Source organism: Leeia speluncae, from assembly GCF_020564625.1.
GTDB classification, from domain to species: Bacteria; Pseudomonadota; Gammaproteobacteria; order Burkholderiales; family Leeiaceae; genus Leeia; species Leeia speluncae.
In genome coordinates, this window is sequence record NZ_JAJBZT010000001.1 from 1 (window position 1) to 17,266 (window position 17,266).

The following is a 17,266-nucleotide window of genomic DNA, read 5'->3' on the forward strand; positions in this document are numbered from 1 at the left end:
TCATTTGGCTTGGCGCTTTTTGTATTTTAGCTTGTGATCTATTTTTATTACGCGCTATATCAACTCCTGTGGCAAGGCAGACCGACTTAAACGAATGCCTCCATCTGTATCAATGCTTTCCAGATGTACTGGGAATCCCCATAAATTTGCTAAATGTTGCAACGTTTGCAGGCTGCCATTCCCCAATGGTCTGCGATTATGTTGCTGATGACGTAGTGTTAGGCTTCTGTCTCCACGAATATCAGCAGACCATACCTGAATATTTGGTTCATTTTCAGATAAGTTGTATTGGCTCGCTAACTTCTGCCTGACATAGCGATAACCAGACTCATCGTGAATGGCACTGATTTCAATCTTATCTTGTTGATCATCATCTAATACACTAAATAGCCGAAACTCTCTAATGAGGTGAGGGGATAGAAATTGTCCAATAAAGCTTTCATCTTTGAAATTGCGCATGGCAAAATCTAAGGTGGTTAGCCAATCTGTGCCAACGATATCAGGGAACCAGTATTTATCTTCATCAGTTGGATTTTCACAAATCCTTTTAATATCCTTATACATGGCAAAGCCGAGCGCATATGGGTTAATACCGGAATACCATTTACTATCTACTGGTGGTTGATACACTACATTGGTATGTGACTGTAAGAATTCAATCATGAATGAATCTTCTAGCAGTCTATTGTCGTACATGGTATTAAGGATGGTGTAGTGCCAAAAGGTTGCCCATCCTTCGTTCATTACCTGCGTTTGTCTTTGCGGATAAAAGTACTGAGCAAGCTTCCTGACGATGCGAATGATCTCTCTTTGCCATGGATGAAGTAGAGGAGCATTCTTTTCTAAAAAGTATAATAAGTTTTCTTGCGGCTCTTTCGGGTATCTGCTTTCCTCATGTGAGACATTGCTAACCGTACTTCTCGGTAATGTTCTCCATAGTTCATTGATTTGTGTTTGCAAATAGGCCTCTCGTTCTTCCAACCTTGCTGCTTCTTGCGCTAACGAGAGTTTTTGTGGGCGTTTGTAGCGGTCTACGCCATAGTTCATTAGTGAGTGGCAGGCATCGAGCAAATATTCCACTTTATCAATGCCATGCCGTTGTTCGCAGCCGCTAATAAAGTTTTTAGCATAAACAAGATAATCAATAATTGAGGATGCATCTGTCCATGTGCGAAATAAGTAGTTGTTTTTAAAGAAAGAGTTATGTCCGTAGGCCGCATGGGCAATGACGAGTGCTTGCATCGTCATTGTATTTTCTTCCATGAGGTAGGAGATACATGGGTTTGAGTTAATCACAATTTCATAAGCGAGCCCCATTTGCCCGCGTTTGTATGATTTCTCGGTGCTTAAGAAGTGCTTTCCAAAAGACCAATGATGATAATTGACGGGCATCCCAACTGAGGCATAGGCATCCATCATTTGTTCTGATGTAATGATTTCTAGTTGGTTGGGGTATGTGTCTAACTTAAATGATTTTGCCGTTGCCCTGATCGCTTGGTGATAGTCTTCAATTAACTCGAATGTCCAGTCAGATGGGTTAGGTAGCTTCTTACTTATAATGGCTTCCATCATGCACCTCCGCGCTACGCCTGTTTTTTCTCGAACAGTTTTCGAAATACGGGATAGATATCGCCGGGTTCTCTGATTTTTTGCATGGCAAAGTAAGGCTGTTTTTCTGCCAGTTTTACATATTCATGCCAAAGGTTTTGTTCCGGTCCATCTGTGATTTCTATATATGCAAAGTATTGTGTAGATGGCAGTATTTTCTCGTCTAATAGTTGTCTGCAGACAGGCGAGTCATTATCCCAGTTGTCTCCATCGGATGCCTGTGCGCCATAGATGTTCCAATCCCCTGAAGAAAATCTTTCTGTGATAATTTTTTGCATCATCTTTAGTGCACTGGAAACGACAGTTCCGCCAGTCTCTCGTGAATGAAAGAAGTTTTCTTCATCTACTTCACTTGCTTGTGTATGGTGCCGAATGAAAACTAATTCAATTTTGTCGTATGTCTTCTTTAAGAATAAGTAGAGCAAAATAAAGAAACGTTTTGCCATTTCTTTTCTGGATTCATCCATTGAACCAGACACATCCATAATGCAAAACATCACCGCTTTGCTACTTGGTTTTGGTTGCATCGTTTTGTTGCTATAACGTAGATCTAATGGATCTAAGTAGGGTAGTAAGTCGAGTTTTTTCTCAAGTAAATGAATTTTTTGCCTGATACCATCCTCTTCTGCTTCGCAGATGGCGGTTTCTGGATCTTCTTGTACTTCAGCTAGTTGGTCTTCTAACGCATGTAATTGCGCACGAATTGGTGCGCCAAGCGTTAACCTTCTTCCCATTGCTTGTTTTAACGAGCGAATGACATGAATATTGGTTGGCGTGCCGTCGGTTGAGAATCCTGCTCTCACTGGTTTTGATTCTTCTATACTTTGTAGCTGTTTTTTGGCTAAGTTAGGGAGGGCTAAATCATCAAATAAGAAGTTAAGAAATTCTTCTTTACTGATTTGAAACTGAAAACCATCTTCTCCTTCCCCTTCATTGCTGGCTTCTCCGCTTCCACTTCCACCACCGCTGCCGCCTTGTGGACGATTGAATTTATCACCTTTAAGGTATTCTTCATTTCCTGGGTGTACACGTTCCCATATACCACCATGAGAGTGGGTAAATGTTGGTTCGTTGAGATCTCTTACTGGAATAGAGACATTTTCACCATGATCAATATCGGTGATGCTTCTATTTTTGATGGCATCGTTTACCGCATCTTTAATTTGTTGGCGGTAACGGCGCAAAAAACGATCCCGGTTGACGGCGCTACGATGCCGTCCATTCAATCTCCGATCGATGACGTAAGACATCCTGTTACTCCTTACCGAGGTTGGTGCAAGGCATCTTTCGATGCCTTGCTGGCGCGGGTGACTAGTACAGGTTTGCCATAGGCGTTATGAAGATTTTCTAACGCGTAGATACCATTCACATAGCAGTCTGACTTGTTTCGCGGTGTAGCCTTTATCTACCATTCGGTTCACAAAGTTTTCGTGTTTACTTTGATCTTCTGCACTGGCTTTTGCGTTAAAGCTAATGACAGGTAGGAGATCTTCTGTGTTAGAGAACATTTTTTTCTCGATCACAACACGTAGTTTTTCGTAGCTCGTCCAGACTGGGTTTTTGCCGCCATTATTTGCTCTTGCCCGTAATACAAAATTAACGATCTCATTGCGGAAATCTTTTGGATTACTAATGCCTGCTGGTTTTTCGATTTTCTCTAGTTCGTTATTTAGAGAGGCTCGATCAAAGCTTTCACCTGTATCTGGGTCACGATATTCTTGATCTTGAATCCAGAAGTCGGCAAAGGTGACGTAGCGATCAAAAATATTTTGACCATACTCAGAGTAACTTTCCAAGTAAGCCGTTTGGATTTCTTTTCCAATAAACTCTACGTAACGCGCTGCTAAATATTCCTTAATGAAGGAGATATAGCGTTGTTCAATTTCAGCCGGGAATTGTTCTTTCTCTACACTTCTTTCTAGGACGTAAAGCAGGTGGACTGGGTTTGCAGCGACTTCACTATGATCGTAATTAAATACTTTGGACAGAATCTTAAATGCCCAGCGAGTCGAAATCCCTGTCATGCCTTCATCAACGCCAGCATAATCACGATACTCTTGCATGGATTTAGCACGAGGATCAGTGTCTTTTAGGTTGTCACCATCGTATACCTGCATTTTGCTATAAAGGCTTGAGTTCTCTGGCTCTTTTAGCCGTGTTAATACGGAGAACTGCGCCATCATATTCAATGTGCCAGGGGCGCAAGGTGCTTTCGATAGTGACGAGTTACGAATGAGCTTATCGTAAATTTTGGCTTCTTCTGTCACACGCAGGCAATATGGCACTTTGACAATGTAGATACGATCGAGGAAAGCTTCGTTATTTTTATTGTTCTTAAATAATTTCCACTCGGATTCGTTTGAGTGAGCAAGTACAACGCCATCAAACGGAATCGCACCAAAGCCTTCTGTCCCTTTGAAGTTACCTTCTTGTGTTGCAGTTAGTAATGGATGCAGCACTTTTATTGGTGCTTTAAACATCTCTACAAATTCCATCAAACCTTGGTTTGATAGGCACAAGCCTCCTGAGTAGCTGTAAGCATCGGGATCATCTTGAGAGTAGTGCTCTAGTTTACGGATATCCACTTTACCAACCAAAGAGGAAATGTCTTGGTTGTTTTCGTCTCCCGGCTCAGTTTTTGAAATACCGACCTGTCTGAGAATAGATGGATAACGTTTGACTACTCGGAATTGGCGAATATCTCCGCCATATTCTTGCAGGCGTTTAACCGCCCATGGCGACATGATTTTGTTCAGATAACGTTTTGGAATGCCGTAATCTTCTTCAAGGATGGCGGCGTCTTCTTCTGCTTGGAATAAACCAAGAGGTGATTCATTGACTGGGCTGCCTTTTAATGAATAAAAGGGAACGAGCTCCATTAACTGTTTGAGTTTTTCGGCAATAGAACTTTTGCCGCCACCAACAGGGCCGAGTAAATATAGAATTTGTTTACGTTCTTCGAGGCCTTGAGCCGCATGGCGGAAGTACGCAACAACTTGTTCGATAACATCCTCTGCGCCATAAAAATCGGCAAAGGCTGGGTAAATTTTGACTAAGCGGTTGGCGAATAATCTAGAAAGGCGAGGGTCTTGACGCGTATCGACTAGCTCTGGCTCTCCAATTGCTTTCAGCATACGCTCGGCTGCAGACGCGTATACCATGGGGTCTTGCCGGCAGAGATTGAGATACTCTTCAAGACTGTATTCTTCTTCGCGAGTCCGATCAAATCGGCTGGAAATGCTGCTGAAGATGTCCATGGCTTTCTCCTCGTATGAAAACGTGGGTTACCTGCTAGTTAGTCCTTCTTACTTCAAATTAATTCCCTTAAAACTTTGCTTGCTTGATTGATGTATAGCACAGGTAAATAAAAAAAGGAGGAGTACGACACAGGATTTGTAGCAAAACTTCAATTTTTACATTGGTAAATTTTTTTGTTGTGCTGAGGGTGTGCGATAAAGATATTTTGCCAAATATACCCTGTGGGGGTATATTGGTGGTGTATAGAAAAGAGGTTTTGAAATGAATCAGCAAGTTTCTCTTCCCATTGAAGGCATGACATGTGCTGCATGTGCTGGACGAATTGAACGCGTCTTAAAAAGACAAAAAGATTTAACGATTTCAGTTAGTTATGCCAATGAGTCTGCAGAGATTACATGCGACCCAGAGGAATATCCATTGCCCACTTTGATTAGCCTTATCGAAAAATCTGGATATGGCGTAAAGGTCGCAACTAAACAGTGGTCAATAGATGGTTTGAATGAAGCCTCTGCTGCAACGCGTATTCAAAAGGTATTAGCCGATTTTTCCTATCAAAATTTCGACCTTCATGCTGGAGACGGCGTGCTGAGTGTGACGTGGATTGATGGATTTCTTGAGATTCCTAAACTAGAAGCAGCACTGAAAAAAGCAGGTTTTACGGTGATAGGGCAGGAGTCCGTCGAATTACCATTTTGGCGGCAAAATCGTGACTTATTGTTGTCTGTATTGTTCACATTGCCGTTTATTCCTGGCATGTTGGCGATGCTGTCTGGGCAAATGATGTGGATGTTGCCTGCTTGGGCACAATGGTTGTTTGCCAGCTTGGTTCAGTTTCCAATCGGTAGTCGATTCTATCGTGGCGCATGGCATGCACTTAAAAATGGTGCGGCAAACATGGATGTGTTGGTTGCACTAGGTACGAGTGTGGCTTATGGCTATTCTTTGTGGCTATGGTTGGGTGAAGATAACCCTCATGGGTATTTTGAAGCAGGTAGCATGATTATTACCCTAGTATTGCTAGGTAAAGTGTTAGAGCAAAATGCCAAGCGAAAAACCAGGGAAGCGTTGCAAGCGCTGTTGGGATTACAACCTAGTACTGCAATGTGTTGGGATGATTCCTCTCAATCTTGGCTACAACAATCTATTGAAACGGTTCAAGTTGGCCAGCGATTGTTGTTACGTAATGGTGATGCAGTGGCTGTGGATGGCAAGGTGTTGGATGGTACAGGGCTAGTGAATGAATCAATGTTAACCGGTGAAAGTTTACCAATTGAAAAACAGGTGGGTGAGACGCTTTTTGCTGGTACTGTTTTACAACATGGCGGGTTGACTTATGAAGCGACTGCGGTGGGGGGTAAAACACGATTAGCTTCCATTATTCAGTTAGTGAAATCTGCACAGGGGTCGAAAGCGCCGGTTGAGCAATTGACAGATAAGATTGCTGCTTGGTTTGTTCCTGTGATTGTCCTCATTGGTTTATTCACGTTTTTGATTTCTGGTTTCTGGCATGGTAATTGGCATGATGCGATTATCCCTGCGGTATCTGTTTTAGTGATTGCATGTCCGTGTGCTCTTGGGTTAGCTACCCCGACGGTAATGATGGTGGGATTGGGGCAAGGGGCAAAATTTGGTGTGTTATTTAAAGATGCCGTTGCTTTGGAAATGGCGGGTAAAATTTCTACAATTGCTGTCGATAAAACGGGCACATTAACCAATGGAAAACCAACGGTGGATGGTATTTTCTTAGTTCAACCTGGGTTGACTGAGAATGAGATGATTCAGATTGCCGCGAGTTTGGAACAGCATGCCAATCACCCAATTGCTGATGCGATAGTTGCCGCTGCAACGTCTAGAGGCCTACTTCTGCTTGCCGTTCGGGATGCGGTTCAGATTGCTGGGCAAGGCATCTCTGGGCGTCTGCCATGGTTAGATGAAGATCGCTGTTTTGAGCTGAAAGCTGCAGTGATTGGCCAGAATGAGATGGCTGATCGGTTTATTCATTCGGCAAGAGAACAGGGGGCGACGGTTGTTGAACTGGTGAACAAAGATGCAGATGCCTGCTTGGGGTATATCGCATTAAGGGATCAAGTACGTGAAAGTACGTTGGCGGCGATTCAATCACTAAAGGAAATGCACATTCAAGTTGTGATGTTAACTGGCGATGACCCTAAAACAGCGAATGCGATTGCTAAACAATTAGGCATTGATCGGGTAGAGGCTAAATTATTACCGGAACAAAAATCTGAGCTGATTCGGCAGTTACAACGTGCAAAACAAAAAGTTGGCATGCTAGGAGATGGGATTAATGATGCCCCTGCGTTAGTGACGGCCGATATTGGTTTTGTGGTGATGAGTGGTTCAGATATTGCAAAAAAAACCAGTGATGTGACTTTATCTACACATGATTTAGGGGCATTAACGTCGTCGATTCAATTGTCTAGGGCGGTGATGCGCAAAGTGAAGCAAAATTTATTTTTTGCGTTTATCTACAATATGATCGGTATTCCTTTGGCAATATTTGGCGTGTTGAATCCGATTTGGGCAGCTGCTGCCATGGCGTTAAGCTCTGTTTCCGTGGTGAGTAATGCGTTGTTATTAAAGAGATGGCGTCCTTGATAGGTTGCCTGTGTAAATTTGAAATGAGAAAGGAAATATCATGCAAGCGCTGAAATTAACTGTAGATGGCATGACCTGTGGTGGTTGTGTGGCAAGTGTAAAACGTGTGTTAGAAGCGCAGCCCGGTGTGAGTGGTGTGTCTGTGAGTCTAGAGGCGAAAGAAGCGAAATTTTCACTAGATGATTCGAGTACCACTTTAGATTCGGTTGTTTCTGCCATTGAGGATGCGGGTTTTGATGTCATCCGATAAGACGGAAAACGAAGTTGGATGCAGTAGTTGTGATAGCACGCCGACTAAACACACGCAGCGCGACAATAAAGATAAGCTCATCAAGCGGCTAAATCGTATTGAAGGGCAAGTGCGGGGTATTTCTCGCATGATTGAGGATGATCGTTATTGCATTGACGTGCTGACACAAATCAGTGCAGCGCATTCTGCACTAGATGCGATTGCCAAAGAGTTGTTGGCACATCATGCAAAAGGCTGTGTGAGTAAGGCGATTCAAGAGGGCGAAGGCGAGGCTGCCGTGCAAGAATTACTTCAGGTGATGGAGCGTTGGATTCGTTAGTTCTGAATATGCTTTTTTCTTATGAAGACATGACCATTATGACTTTGAGCTAAATTATCCGCATGCTAGAGTGTCTCCATGTCACTGACATTTGATAATAAGGAGACCTGAAGGTGAAGTTCGATACATTAGCGATTCATGGTGGTTATGATCCTGATCCAACGACCAAAGCAGTAGCGGTACCGATTTATCAGACGACCAGCTATGCCTTTGATAGCACACAGCATGGTGCTGACCTATTTGATTTAAAAGTGCAGGGTAATATTTATACTCGCATTATGAACCCAACTACGTCAGTGCTAGAGCAACGGGTGGCTGCGTTAGAAGGTGGGATTGGTGCCTTAGCATTAGCTTCTGGCCAAGCGGCAATTACGTACGCCATTCAGACGATTGCTGAAGCAGGTGACAATATTATTGCGACAAGTACCCTATATGGTGGTACTTACAATTTATTTGCCCATACCCTGCCACAGTATGGGATTGAGGTTCGTTTTGTCGATTATAAAGACCCGTCCGCAGTAGCTGCCTTGGTCGATGATCGTACCAAAGCCGTTTATGTCGAGTCGATTGGTAATCCATTAGGGAATGTGGTGGATTTTGCTGCATTTGCTGATGTTGCCCATGCAAATGGTTTACCACTAATTGTCGACAACACCGTTCCAACGCCGTACTTAACACGCCCATTTGAGCATGGTGCAGATATTGTGGTGCACTCACTCACCAAATACCTTGGTGGCCATGGTACGAGTATTGGTGGCGCAATTGTGGATAGCGGTAAATTTCCTTGGGCCAAGCACAAAGAGCGTTTCAAACGGCTAAATGAGCCAGATGTTTCTTATCACGGTGTCGTGTATACAGAAGCATTAGGTGATGCCGCTTATATTGCCCGCGCTCGTGTTGTTCCGCTTCGTAATATGGGTGCGGCAATTTCTCCATTTAATAGCTTCTTGATTTTACAAGGCATAGAAACGCTCGCTCTTCGCATGGATCGACATGTAGAGAATGCAACGAAAGTTGCGCAGTTTTTACAAAACCATCCAAAAGTGGAATGGGTGAACTATGCTGGTTTACCTGACCATGAATCAAAGCCATTGATTGATCGCTACTTTGGTGGAAAAGCCTCTGGTCTGCTTACCTTTGGTGTGAAAGGTGGGCGTGAGGCAGGTGGTAAATTCCAAGACGCATTGCAGTTAATTACGCGATTAGTCAATATTGGTGATGCAAAATCATTAGCATGCCATCCAGCATCGACAACCCATCGCCAGTTAAATCCTGATGAACTAAAAAAAGCAGGCGTGTCAGAAGATATGGTGAGATTGTCGATTGGTATTGAACATATCGATGACATTATTGCGGATCTTGATCAGGCACTTGCCGCTAGTTAGTGGCATGATCAAAAACTGCTGATGAAAAAATAGGCTCTTTTAAAGAGCCTATTTTTTTGATGTTTAGTCTGATGATCTCGGAATTGGATTGGGTTTCAGTGGGAACCGAGTGGGTTGCATGGCAACGAGTTGATCGGTTGGCACCGGACAGGGTTCATTCATTAAAAAGGATGCGATGACCTCTGCGGCAATTGGTGCAGTGATTAAACCGCGGGTACCATGCGCTAAACTCGCAAAAAGCCCTGTATGCCATGGGATGTCTTGGTGGCTAAAGTGCTTTAAAGGCTGGGTAATTTTTTTACTCGTAATAATGGAATCCATGTTTGCCATTGGCCCAATGATTGGCGTGTAATCTGGTGTTACCGCCCTGTATGCGGCTCTTCCGCCCATTCCTGCAGGTAATTGATCATTGTTAAGCTGCTCTCTTAATTGTTCGCCTGCTAGTGCATCAAATGCCGTTTTACTTAATCCACTTAATGTGTCTAGATTTTCTAGGTGTGCAGAATGTGTAATGGATAAATCGGTGGCATGAGGGTCAAATGTTGCCCCCATTGCATGCTGTGCATTTCTCTCTGGCGCTAGATAGCCTTCTGCACAAATTACGGTGTTTAACTTTTCACTTTCCGCTGTGGCTGGCAAATAACTCACCTGACCTTTTAAGGTTCGAATAGGTAGTTGAGCAGCTTCTTCAATATGAAGTGCATCATTGGCACAGGCAAGGATCACGATTGGGGCTGAAAGCACCGGTATTTCATTCTGAAATAGTGTCCATGCATTGGCAGAGTGCTGGAGTTTAGAAATCTTTGTGTTTAAGTGAATGCTAATGTTGTCGTGCAAAACGGCTGCGTGACAAAGAGAGGGTGGGTGTACCCAGCCTGCTTGCGGATAGAAAAGGCCCGATTGTTCAATCGGCAAACCTGCGATTTGAGAGGCTTCTTCTTTTGAGATGGTGCGCATTAAGTTATCAGGAAACCCAAGTTCGGATAATCCGGCTATCCGAGTGGTTTCGTCTTCATTAAACGCTAGTTGAATCACACCGCAGGGTGACCATTGCTTTTCGCCCTCTGCACTTTCTAAGGGGAGCCATTGCTTTACCCAACGTTGGCTATATTGAAGCCCACCTAGAATCAGTTGCGCCAATGTGCCCATCTTTGGGGCTAGTCTGGCATAGAGTACACCGGCGGCATTGCCTGACGCTGCGCTGGCAAGTGATGACTTTGCTTCTACAATATCTATTTTCCAACCGCGTCTTGCTAATGAATGTGCCAAGCTACAACCGGCTAAACCACCACCAATAATAATGGCATGGTGTTCAATAGGTTGGGCATGTAAATGTCTATATTGCGCAGTCCAGCTGAGGTTAGGGGTGACTTTTTCTGTCAGCTGACCGCAGATCATTTCCCGTTTTCTGCCATAGCCCGATACTTTACGGACTTCAAAACCTTGTGCTTGAAGTGCTCGCTTAACAAATCCTGCGCTGGTAAAGGTGGCAAAGGTCCCACCTATTTTGGTGAGACGTCCAATTTGCTGCATTACTGCTTCAGACCACATTTCTGGGTTTTTTGCTGGGGCAAAGCCATCTAAAAACCAAGCATCTACTTCTGCATCTAGTTGAGGAAGTGTTTGATTGCTATCGCCGATTAATAGTGTCAGCGTTAGATTGCTAGCACCTGGGTGTAAGCGATGAAAACCGGTTGCGAAAGATTGCCAAGTTTGTATAAGCGCTGCGTATTCTTGCTTTAATTCAGGCCAAGCCTCTGCTGCTTGTTCCATTTCTGCTAGGCTTAATGGAAAAGCTTCGGTGCTGACAAAATGTAGATAGGCGTCTTTCGGTGCGTTTTGTTTCCAGAGTTGCCAAGCGGCGAGAAAATTCAGGCCTGTCCCAAAACCATTTTCTGCAATGGTAAAATGCTCGCCCGATTTGAGTGCTGCAAATCGGCTGCTGAGTTGATTATGGTCGAGATAGACGTAGCGTGTTTCCTCTAAACCGGACTCGCGCGAAAAATAGACATCCCCAAACTGGGTGGAAAACGGTTGGCCATCTTGCCACTCGACAATACTCATCTTGCTTGTCTTTACTTATATGCTGGAATGAGGCGAATTATAACGTGTCCTAAAACCGAATATTCGATATGCATCAAACATCTTTTAAAGATTACTTTTTAATCTTAAGCATTCCTGTTCTAGCCTTAAGGTTGACTTAAGGTTTAGCTGGCATCATGCACGCTGATAAAATTTCTGCTCACCGCTTTTGGCTTTTACACCAAAAGAATTCTCTGAAAAGAGGCTTGTTGAATGAAGAATATAAGCTGGTTTGATCGACCAATCTTCCGACATCGTTTTAGTCCTGTCCTTGTTTTGACACTACTAATAATCGGTGTTTCCTTTATCACACGAATTGCGCTGTTAGGCGATGCCCATAAAGACATGGATTGGTCTGTACTGCATTTGCTGCAAGTATTTGGTATTGGACTTTTTTATGATCTCGTAGCGGTGAGTTACTTTATTGTGCCGCTAGTCATCTATTTATGGTTAATTCCAGAAAAAATTTATCACTCCAAGCTACAGAAGGTATGGCTACACGTAAGCTTTATCGTGATGTGCTACATCCTCATTTTTACCGCAGCTTCGGAATGGGTGTTCTGGGGGGAGTTCGGTTCACGATTTAACTTCATTGCGGTAGATTATTTACTGTATACCCATGAAGTCATTGAAAACATTAAAGAATCCTATCCGGTCGGTAAAATTCTAAGTGGATTAACGCTGATTGCGATTGCGCTTTGGTGGTCTGTTAAACGGGCGATTTCATCATCCGTCATTGATAGCCAAAGTAATTACTTACAGCGCACAAAAGTGGCGGTAGTGTTGCTATTGTTGCCTGTGGCTTCTTTCTACTTGGTCACGAATAAATACAAAGACTTATCAGAGAATGCGGTGACAAATCAGCTTGCAGGGAATGGTATTTATGAGTTTTTCGCTGCAAACCTAAATAACGAACTCGATTACGCTACTTTCTATAGCAACCGCCCAAACCTTGCTGTTTTCCAGCAATTAAGAACGCTATTAAAAACCCCTGAGGCAACTTTCGTTAGTAACGATCCATACAATTTGGCTCGTCAAATCAAGCATGATGGGCCTGAAAAGCGTCTTAATGTGGTGCTGATTTCTATTGAAAGTATGTCCGCTGATTTTATGGATACCTTTGGTAACAATCAGCACATCACCCCTGTGATGGATGATTTGGCGAAGAAAAGTTTGCTGTTCACTAATTTGTACGCATCAGGAACGCGCACCGTCCGCGGTTTAGAGGCGCTATCTTTAGCCCTACCGCCGACACCTGGCCAAAGTATTGTGAGACGTCCTGACAATGAAAACCTATTCTCATTGGGTTATGTCTTTAAACAAAAAGGCTACGATAGTCAGTTCTTATATGGCGGTTATGGCTATTTTGACAACATGAACCAGTTCTTTAGTTCAAATAGCTATCGTGTTGTCGATCGTACCTCTCTAACGGATAAAGATATTCACTTTGAGAACGTCTGGGGAGTGGCAGATGAAGATTTGTTTACGTTGTCGCTGCGTGAGATGGATAAAGCCGTGGCCAATGGAAAGCCATTCTTTAGTCATATCATGACAACCAGTAACCATCGCCCATTTACCTACCCAGATGGTCGTATTGATATTTCGCCTAAGAGCAAATCGCGAGAAGGTGGGGTGAAATATACAGACTGGGCAATTGGTGATTTTATTAAGCGTGCTAGTCAAAAGCCTTGGTTTGATAATACTGTTTTTGTGATTACTGCAGACCATTGTGCGGCGAGTGCGGGTAAAACTTCTATTCCGTTAAACCGCTACCATATTCCGATGTTGATTTATTCACCTAAGCATATTCAACCCGGCAAAATGGAAAGATTAATGGGGCAGGTAGATATTGCACCAACCTTGCTAGGCTTACTCAATTTTAATTATACGAGCCATTTCTTTGGCTACGATATGTACCAATTAGAGCCAGGACGCGAGCGTTTGTTATTGGGTACGTACCAAGACGTTGCTTTGATTCGAAATGGGCAAATGGCCATCTTGTCTCCTAAACAAGTCGAAAAACAAGTAAAGCCAAATTTTGAGGATGGGAGCGCTATACCTGAAACAGTGGATCCAAAACTAGCTCAAGAAGCGGTTAGTTGGTACCAAGGCGCAAGCGAGGTATTTAGACGAAAGTTATCAAGGCATACTCCGTGATAAACTAACAAAGGGTAGCGAAAGCTGCCCTTTGTCTTTATATAAATTAACGCGAACAACATGCAAAAATCCCCATACCACTTTTACATCAAGCAAATCATTGTATTGATTGTCTCTGCGCTAGTGCTGATTAGTCTTTTTGACTTAACACCATTAGATACAATGATTAGTGATTGGTTTTTTGATCCCATCACCAAGCATTTTCCCCTACGAGATCAATGGTTTTTAGAGACTGTTATGCACAAGTGGGTGAAATACGCATTACTCATGTGGGGGGCATGGCTAGTTATTCGATTAATACGTCCTGGTGTTGCAAAGCATTTGGCGAATGAAAAAAGAAGGACAGTGGGGTTTTTACTTGCTAGTTTGCTTTTGGTGCCAACGGTTGTTGGAGTGATGAAGCATTATAGTGAAAGACCTTGCCCTTGGGACTCAACACGCTACGGTGGTGCAATTCCGCATATCACCTTGTTTGAATCACTACCAGCGGGGACAAAATTAGGGCGATGCTTCCCTGGCGGACATGCTTCTGGTGGGTTTGGTTTAATGGCTCTCGTGTTATTAGCGAGAAAGAAATCAAAAATTGCTGCCGTTAGTACATTTGTCGCGACATTTGGTCTAGGCATGCTAATGGGGGCGGGGCAAGTATTAAGAGGCGCCCATTTTGTGTCCCATAACTTTTGGTCTGCTTGGGTCGCTTGGGTGGTGATACTGATATTGTATTGGTTATTTATCGGGCGATATGAGATTAAGCAATCGCGAAGCAATATTTCAGCGATTTAGGCAAATGAGGTTAGCCAAACAAAAATGCCAAAGATCACAATGACAATTTCAATTTGATTAAATTTGTCATTCTTTGGCATTTCAGGAAAGTTGGTATGGTTTACTTGATTGGCTGCTGCTTGCGCTACTAGTAGCGGCAAGATTGAGCAGAAGGTAAGGAAGCGAAGCGGGCCAGCTAGAACCATGGTCGCATTTAGCAAGATCAAAATGACGCACCAGAACATGCTTGCAAGCGGCACAGACTGCTCATTGGCTTCTTGCGCCAATTGAATTCTTCTAAACAAAGGGTAGGAAAATAGTATTCCAAAAATACTTCTTAAAATAGGAATGACACTGCTTTTTTCCTGCTGCTTAATCATTTCCCATTGTTTATAAAACCAATAAACCTCATAAAACCCTAATGTACATATATACATCACTAGCAATTTAAACGTAGAAATTGCATAGAATCGGCTGCAAGTAGGGGTAGATGAGGTTGTGTTCATTCGCTACAAACTTCTGTCAGAAAAACGATTACCGATGGTAGCAGACAAAGTCAAAGTGAATGCCATCATCACTGACATGAGACTCTCTCTGTACTTCATTAAAGCCAGATTGGCTAAAGTCAGGGAAAAATGCATCTCCCTCTGGAGATAACTGTACTTCGGTAATCAGTAGTTCGTCAGCAATCGGCAACGCTTGCTGATAAAGTTCAGCACCACCAATTACAAATACCTGATCTAAGCCTCGGCATGCAGAAAGAGCCTTTTCTAATCCGTGACAAACGGTGACGCCTTCATGTTGCCATGCCATATTACGCGTAATCACTAGATTGGTTCGTCCTGGCAGTGGCTTACCTAGCGAATCGAATGTTTTTCTACCCATAATAACTGTATGGCCGGACGTCATTTTTTTGAAGTACTTTAAGTCTTCAGACAATTTCCATGGCAAGCGGTTTTGAATGCCAATGACACGGTTACTAGCCATGGCGGCAATTAAGGTCAGTCGTGGTTTTTTAGCTGTATTCATAGCCAAATAGCTTACCGGAAACTGGGTGGGAACACTATATACTACGATGCGTTTTACTATGTTGTTCTCGCATTTTTGAGGATACATCACGTTTTTCGTGCGTCGTTACCGCTGAATCTACTTCAACAGCAACAACGCACTGCCAATTTCAGGACTTGTTAGAGTTGATATCCAGCAAGAATTTCAATTTGACGTTTCGCGAGGTCATCTAGTTGATTCGCATTTTCAGTAGTCATGTCTGCCGAATTACTGGTCTTTTCTGTGATCTCTTTGATTTTAGCCAGCTGAATTGCAATCTCTGTGCTGGCATTGCTTTGCTCCGAAATGGCTTCCGAAATATCTTCCACCATTGCACTTGTTTTATCTGCAGCCTGACCAATTTGGATGATGACCGATTCTGTCTGATCTGCTCGTTCGACACTGACATTCACCGAGTGCACGGTTTTATCCATTTGTTGAACTGCAGAACTGGAATGTGCATGCATCGTGCTAATCGTTAGAGCGATTTCTTGTGTAGACGTGGCGGTCCTTTCGGCTAGTTTACGGACTTCGTCAGCGACCACTGCAAATCCTCTGCCTTGTTCACCAGCCCTGGCGGCTTCAATGGCCGCATTGAGCGCTAGTAGGTTGGTTTGCTCTGCTACTTCTCTGATGACCGCAACAACAGTGCCAATTTGATTACTTTGTAGCTCTAATGCTTTGAGCGACGAAGAGGTTTCATTGATGGTGGTGGAAATGTGACGTATGTCTTGAATGGTGTGATTAATCGTATTCACACCTTCATCAGCCATTTCTTTTGATTGCTTGGCAAGTAAAAGGGATTCGTGGCTTCGGTTAGTAATATGGCCAGAACTGTTGGTCAGTTCTTCCACCGTATCTCCTACTTGATTGGAGGCCTCATTTTGTTGATGTGCATTAGCAGAAAGAACTTTTGCGGTGTCTAGTAATTGATTAGCATTGCTTGCAACTTGTTGCGCACCTTCTTTTAGACTCTTTAAGTTAGCATGAAGAGAATCAATTAATTGATTAAACCAATGAATGGTCTCGCCAATTTCATCGTTACTTACAATTTTTGCGCGCTGGGTAAAGTCTTTATGCTGACTTACTCTTGCAATAGTTTCTTTTATGCTGGCCAGCCCATGATTGACTGCTCTAGATAATGCCCATCCGATCAGTAGTACGCCAAGAATAGATATCCCTGCGACAGAGATCATCAGTGTTAGCGACTGAGAGAAGGTATTACTCGCTTTTTCTTGAATCGCTGTCGCTATTTGCTTGCTGTGCTTAATATGTGTTTCCAGCGCGCGTTGTACGCGTTCTGCCGCTTGGCTTCCCTCTGCGACGGCCATTTGTTGGGCGACATCAAACTGTCCCTCTCTAGACTTTTCTAACACGTCACCAATGGTTTTTTGATATTGATTGATTAGCGCAATATCTTGTTTGGTTAACTGTTTGTCTTCGGCATCACTACTAAAGTCTTTATCGTAAATACTTAGCTGTTCTTGTAATTGTTTAAACGTGATGTCTAGTTCTTTCTCGATCTTATCTTGCAAGGTAGAGTTCATCGAAAGCACATGTTGCAAGGCTAGCCCTTGGCTTCGATTGAATTTGGTTGCCACACTACTTAGGGTGTCATAGCCAGGTAATGTTTTATTCGAAATGATCTGGATATTATTGTTAGATTGGTTGATTCCCCATAGCCCCATTCCACAGACGGAAACCAAGCCAACACTTGCAATGGCAAAACTGAAATAGATTTTCTTTTTAATATTCATTCTTTGACTCTCCCCAGATAGAACG

The 17,266-nt window shown here is 43.2% G+C and carries 13 protein-coding genes; 6 read left to right on the forward strand and 7 right to left on the reverse strand.

Features of this window, described 5'->3' with window-relative positions:
* Positions 1–54 precede the first annotated feature (54 nt).
* The 3 genes from LIN78_RS00005 to LIN78_RS00015 all read right to left on the reverse strand — a co-directional run bounded on the left by LIN78_RS00005 (position 55) and on the right by LIN78_RS00015 (position 4,865).
* On the reverse strand, positions 55–1,572 hold the full coding sequence (locus LIN78_RS00005) for a SpoVR family protein (RefSeq protein ID WP_227177284.1): 1,518 nt from the start codon (positions 1,570–1,572) through the stop codon (positions 55–57).
* 11 nt (positions 1,573–1,583) lie between these two features.
* Positions 1,584–2,858, reverse strand: a complete 1,275-nt coding sequence (locus LIN78_RS00010; protein WP_227177285.1) for a YeaH/YhbH family protein — start codon at positions 2,856–2,858, stop codon at positions 1,584–1,586.
* A gap of 84 nt (positions 2,859–2,942) precedes the next feature.
* Entirely contained in the window at positions 2,943–4,865 is a 1,923-nt protein-coding gene (locus LIN78_RS00015) for a PrkA family serine protein kinase (protein ID WP_227177286.1), read from the reverse strand.
* A gap of 262 nt (positions 4,866–5,127) precedes the next feature.
* On the opposite strand from LIN78_RS00015, the gene LIN78_RS00020 reads away from it, so the two are divergent.
* From LIN78_RS00020 to LIN78_RS00035, 4 genes are all read left to right on the forward strand, one after another.
* Positions 5,128–7,482: a heavy metal translocating P-type ATPase gene (locus LIN78_RS00020; protein ID WP_227177287.1), complete on the forward strand. Its 2,355-nt coding sequence runs from the start codon at positions 5,128–5,130 to the stop codon at positions 7,480–7,482.
* 40 nt (positions 7,483–7,522) lie between these two features.
* Complete coding sequence (locus LIN78_RS00025; protein ID WP_227177288.1) at positions 7,523–7,732, forward strand: heavy-metal-associated domain-containing protein; 210 nt, start codon at positions 7,523–7,525, stop codon at positions 7,730–7,732.
* Positions 7,719–8,051, forward strand: a complete 333-nt coding sequence (locus tag LIN78_RS00030) for a metal-sensitive transcriptional regulator (protein ID WP_227177289.1) — start codon at positions 7,719–7,721, stop codon at positions 8,049–8,051. The genes LIN78_RS00025 and LIN78_RS00030 overlap by 14 nt, the downstream gene beginning before the upstream one ends.
* A 113-nt stretch (positions 8,052–8,164) precedes the next feature.
* The gene (locus tag LIN78_RS00035; RefSeq protein ID WP_227177290.1) at positions 8,165–9,436 is read left to right on the forward strand and encodes an O-acetylhomoserine aminocarboxypropyltransferase/cysteine synthase family protein; all 1,272 of its coding nucleotides are present in this window, start codon (positions 8,165–8,167) and stop codon (positions 9,434–9,436) included.
* Positions 9,437–9,499: 63 nt separating this feature from the next.
* On the opposite strand, the gene mnmC is transcribed toward LIN78_RS00035, so the two are convergent.
* Positions 9,500–11,500, reverse strand: a complete 2,001-nt coding sequence (gene mnmC, locus LIN78_RS00040; protein ID WP_227177291.1) for a bifunctional tRNA (5-methylaminomethyl-2-thiouridine)(34)-methyltransferase MnmC2/FAD-dependent 5-carboxymethylaminomethyl-2-thiouridine(34) oxidoreductase MnmC1 — start codon at positions 11,498–11,500, stop codon at positions 9,500–9,502.
* 231 nt (positions 11,501–11,731) lie between these two features.
* Between mnmC and LIN78_RS00045 the strand changes: the two genes are divergently transcribed.
* Both LIN78_RS00045 and LIN78_RS00050 read left to right on the forward strand, forming a co-directional pair.
* The gene (locus tag LIN78_RS00045; RefSeq protein WP_227177292.1) at positions 11,732–13,675 is read left to right on the forward strand and encodes an LTA synthase family protein; all 1,944 of its coding nucleotides are present in this window, start codon (positions 11,732–11,734) and stop codon (positions 13,673–13,675) included.
* 60 nt (positions 13,676–13,735) lie between these two features.
* Positions 13,736–14,458: a phosphatase PAP2 family protein gene (locus LIN78_RS00050; RefSeq protein ID WP_227177293.1), complete on the forward strand. Its 723-nt coding sequence runs from the start codon at positions 13,736–13,738 to the stop codon at positions 14,456–14,458.
* On the opposite strand, the gene LIN78_RS00055 is transcribed toward LIN78_RS00050, so the two are convergent.
* The 3 genes from LIN78_RS00055 to LIN78_RS00065 all read right to left on the reverse strand — a co-directional run bounded on the left by LIN78_RS00055 (position 14,455) and on the right by LIN78_RS00065 (position 17,241).
* Positions 14,455–14,943, reverse strand: coding sequence for a hypothetical protein (locus LIN78_RS00055; RefSeq protein ID WP_227177294.1), 489 nt, complete (start codon positions 14,941–14,943; stop codon positions 14,455–14,457). The genes LIN78_RS00050 and LIN78_RS00055 overlap by 4 nt on opposite strands.
* 28 nt (positions 14,944–14,971) lie before the next feature.
* On the reverse strand, positions 14,972–15,466 hold the full coding sequence (locus LIN78_RS00060; protein WP_227177295.1) for a dihydrofolate reductase: 495 nt from the start codon (positions 15,464–15,466) through the stop codon (positions 14,972–14,974).
* 158 nt (positions 15,467–15,624) lie between these two features.
* Positions 15,625–17,241 (reverse strand): methyl-accepting chemotaxis protein, encoded by a 1,617-nt coding sequence (locus tag LIN78_RS00065; RefSeq protein ID WP_227177296.1) that lies wholly within the window; start codon positions 17,239–17,241, stop codon positions 15,625–15,627.
* Positions 17,242–17,266: the final 25 nt, after the last annotated feature.

Coding starts and splice junctions, on each gene's coding strand:
- LIN78_RS00060 (WP_227177295.1), bottom strand. CDS start 15,466: ATGAATACAGCTAAAAAACCACGACTGACCTTAATTGCCGCCATGGCT.
- LIN78_RS00030 (WP_227177289.1), top strand. CDS start 7,719: ATGTCATCCGATAAGACGGAAAACGAAGTTGGATGCAGTAGTTGTGAT.
- LIN78_RS00015 (WP_227177286.1), bottom strand. CDS start 4,865: ATGGACATCTTCAGCAGCATTTCCAGCCGATTTGATCGGACTCGCGAA.
- mnmC (WP_227177291.1), bottom strand. CDS start 11,500: ATGAGTATTGTCGAGTGGCAAGATGGCCAACCGTTTTCCACCCAGTTT.
- LIN78_RS00050 (WP_227177293.1), top strand. CDS start 13,736: ATGCAAAAATCCCCATACCACTTTTACATCAAGCAAATCATTGTATTG.
- LIN78_RS00005 (WP_227177284.1), bottom strand. CDS start 1,572: ATGATGGAAGCCATTATAAGTAAGAAGCTACCTAACCCATCTGACTGG.
- LIN78_RS00065 (WP_227177296.1), bottom strand. CDS start 17,241: ATGAATATTAAAAAGAAAATCTATTTCAGTTTTGCCATTGCAAGTGTT.
- LIN78_RS00025 (WP_227177288.1), top strand. CDS start 7,523: ATGCAAGCGCTGAAATTAACTGTAGATGGCATGACCTGTGGTGGTTGT.
- LIN78_RS00020 (WP_227177287.1), top strand. CDS start 5,128: ATGAATCAGCAAGTTTCTCTTCCCATTGAAGGCATGACATGTGCTGCA.
- LIN78_RS00055 (WP_227177294.1), bottom strand. CDS start 14,943: ATGAACACAACCTCATCTACCCCTACTTGCAGCCGATTCTATGCAATT.
- LIN78_RS00010 (WP_227177285.1), bottom strand. CDS start 2,858: ATGTCTTACGTCATCGATCGGAGATTGAATGGACGGCATCGTAGCGCC.
- LIN78_RS00045 (WP_227177292.1), top strand. CDS start 11,732: ATGAAGAATATAAGCTGGTTTGATCGACCAATCTTCCGACATCGTTTT.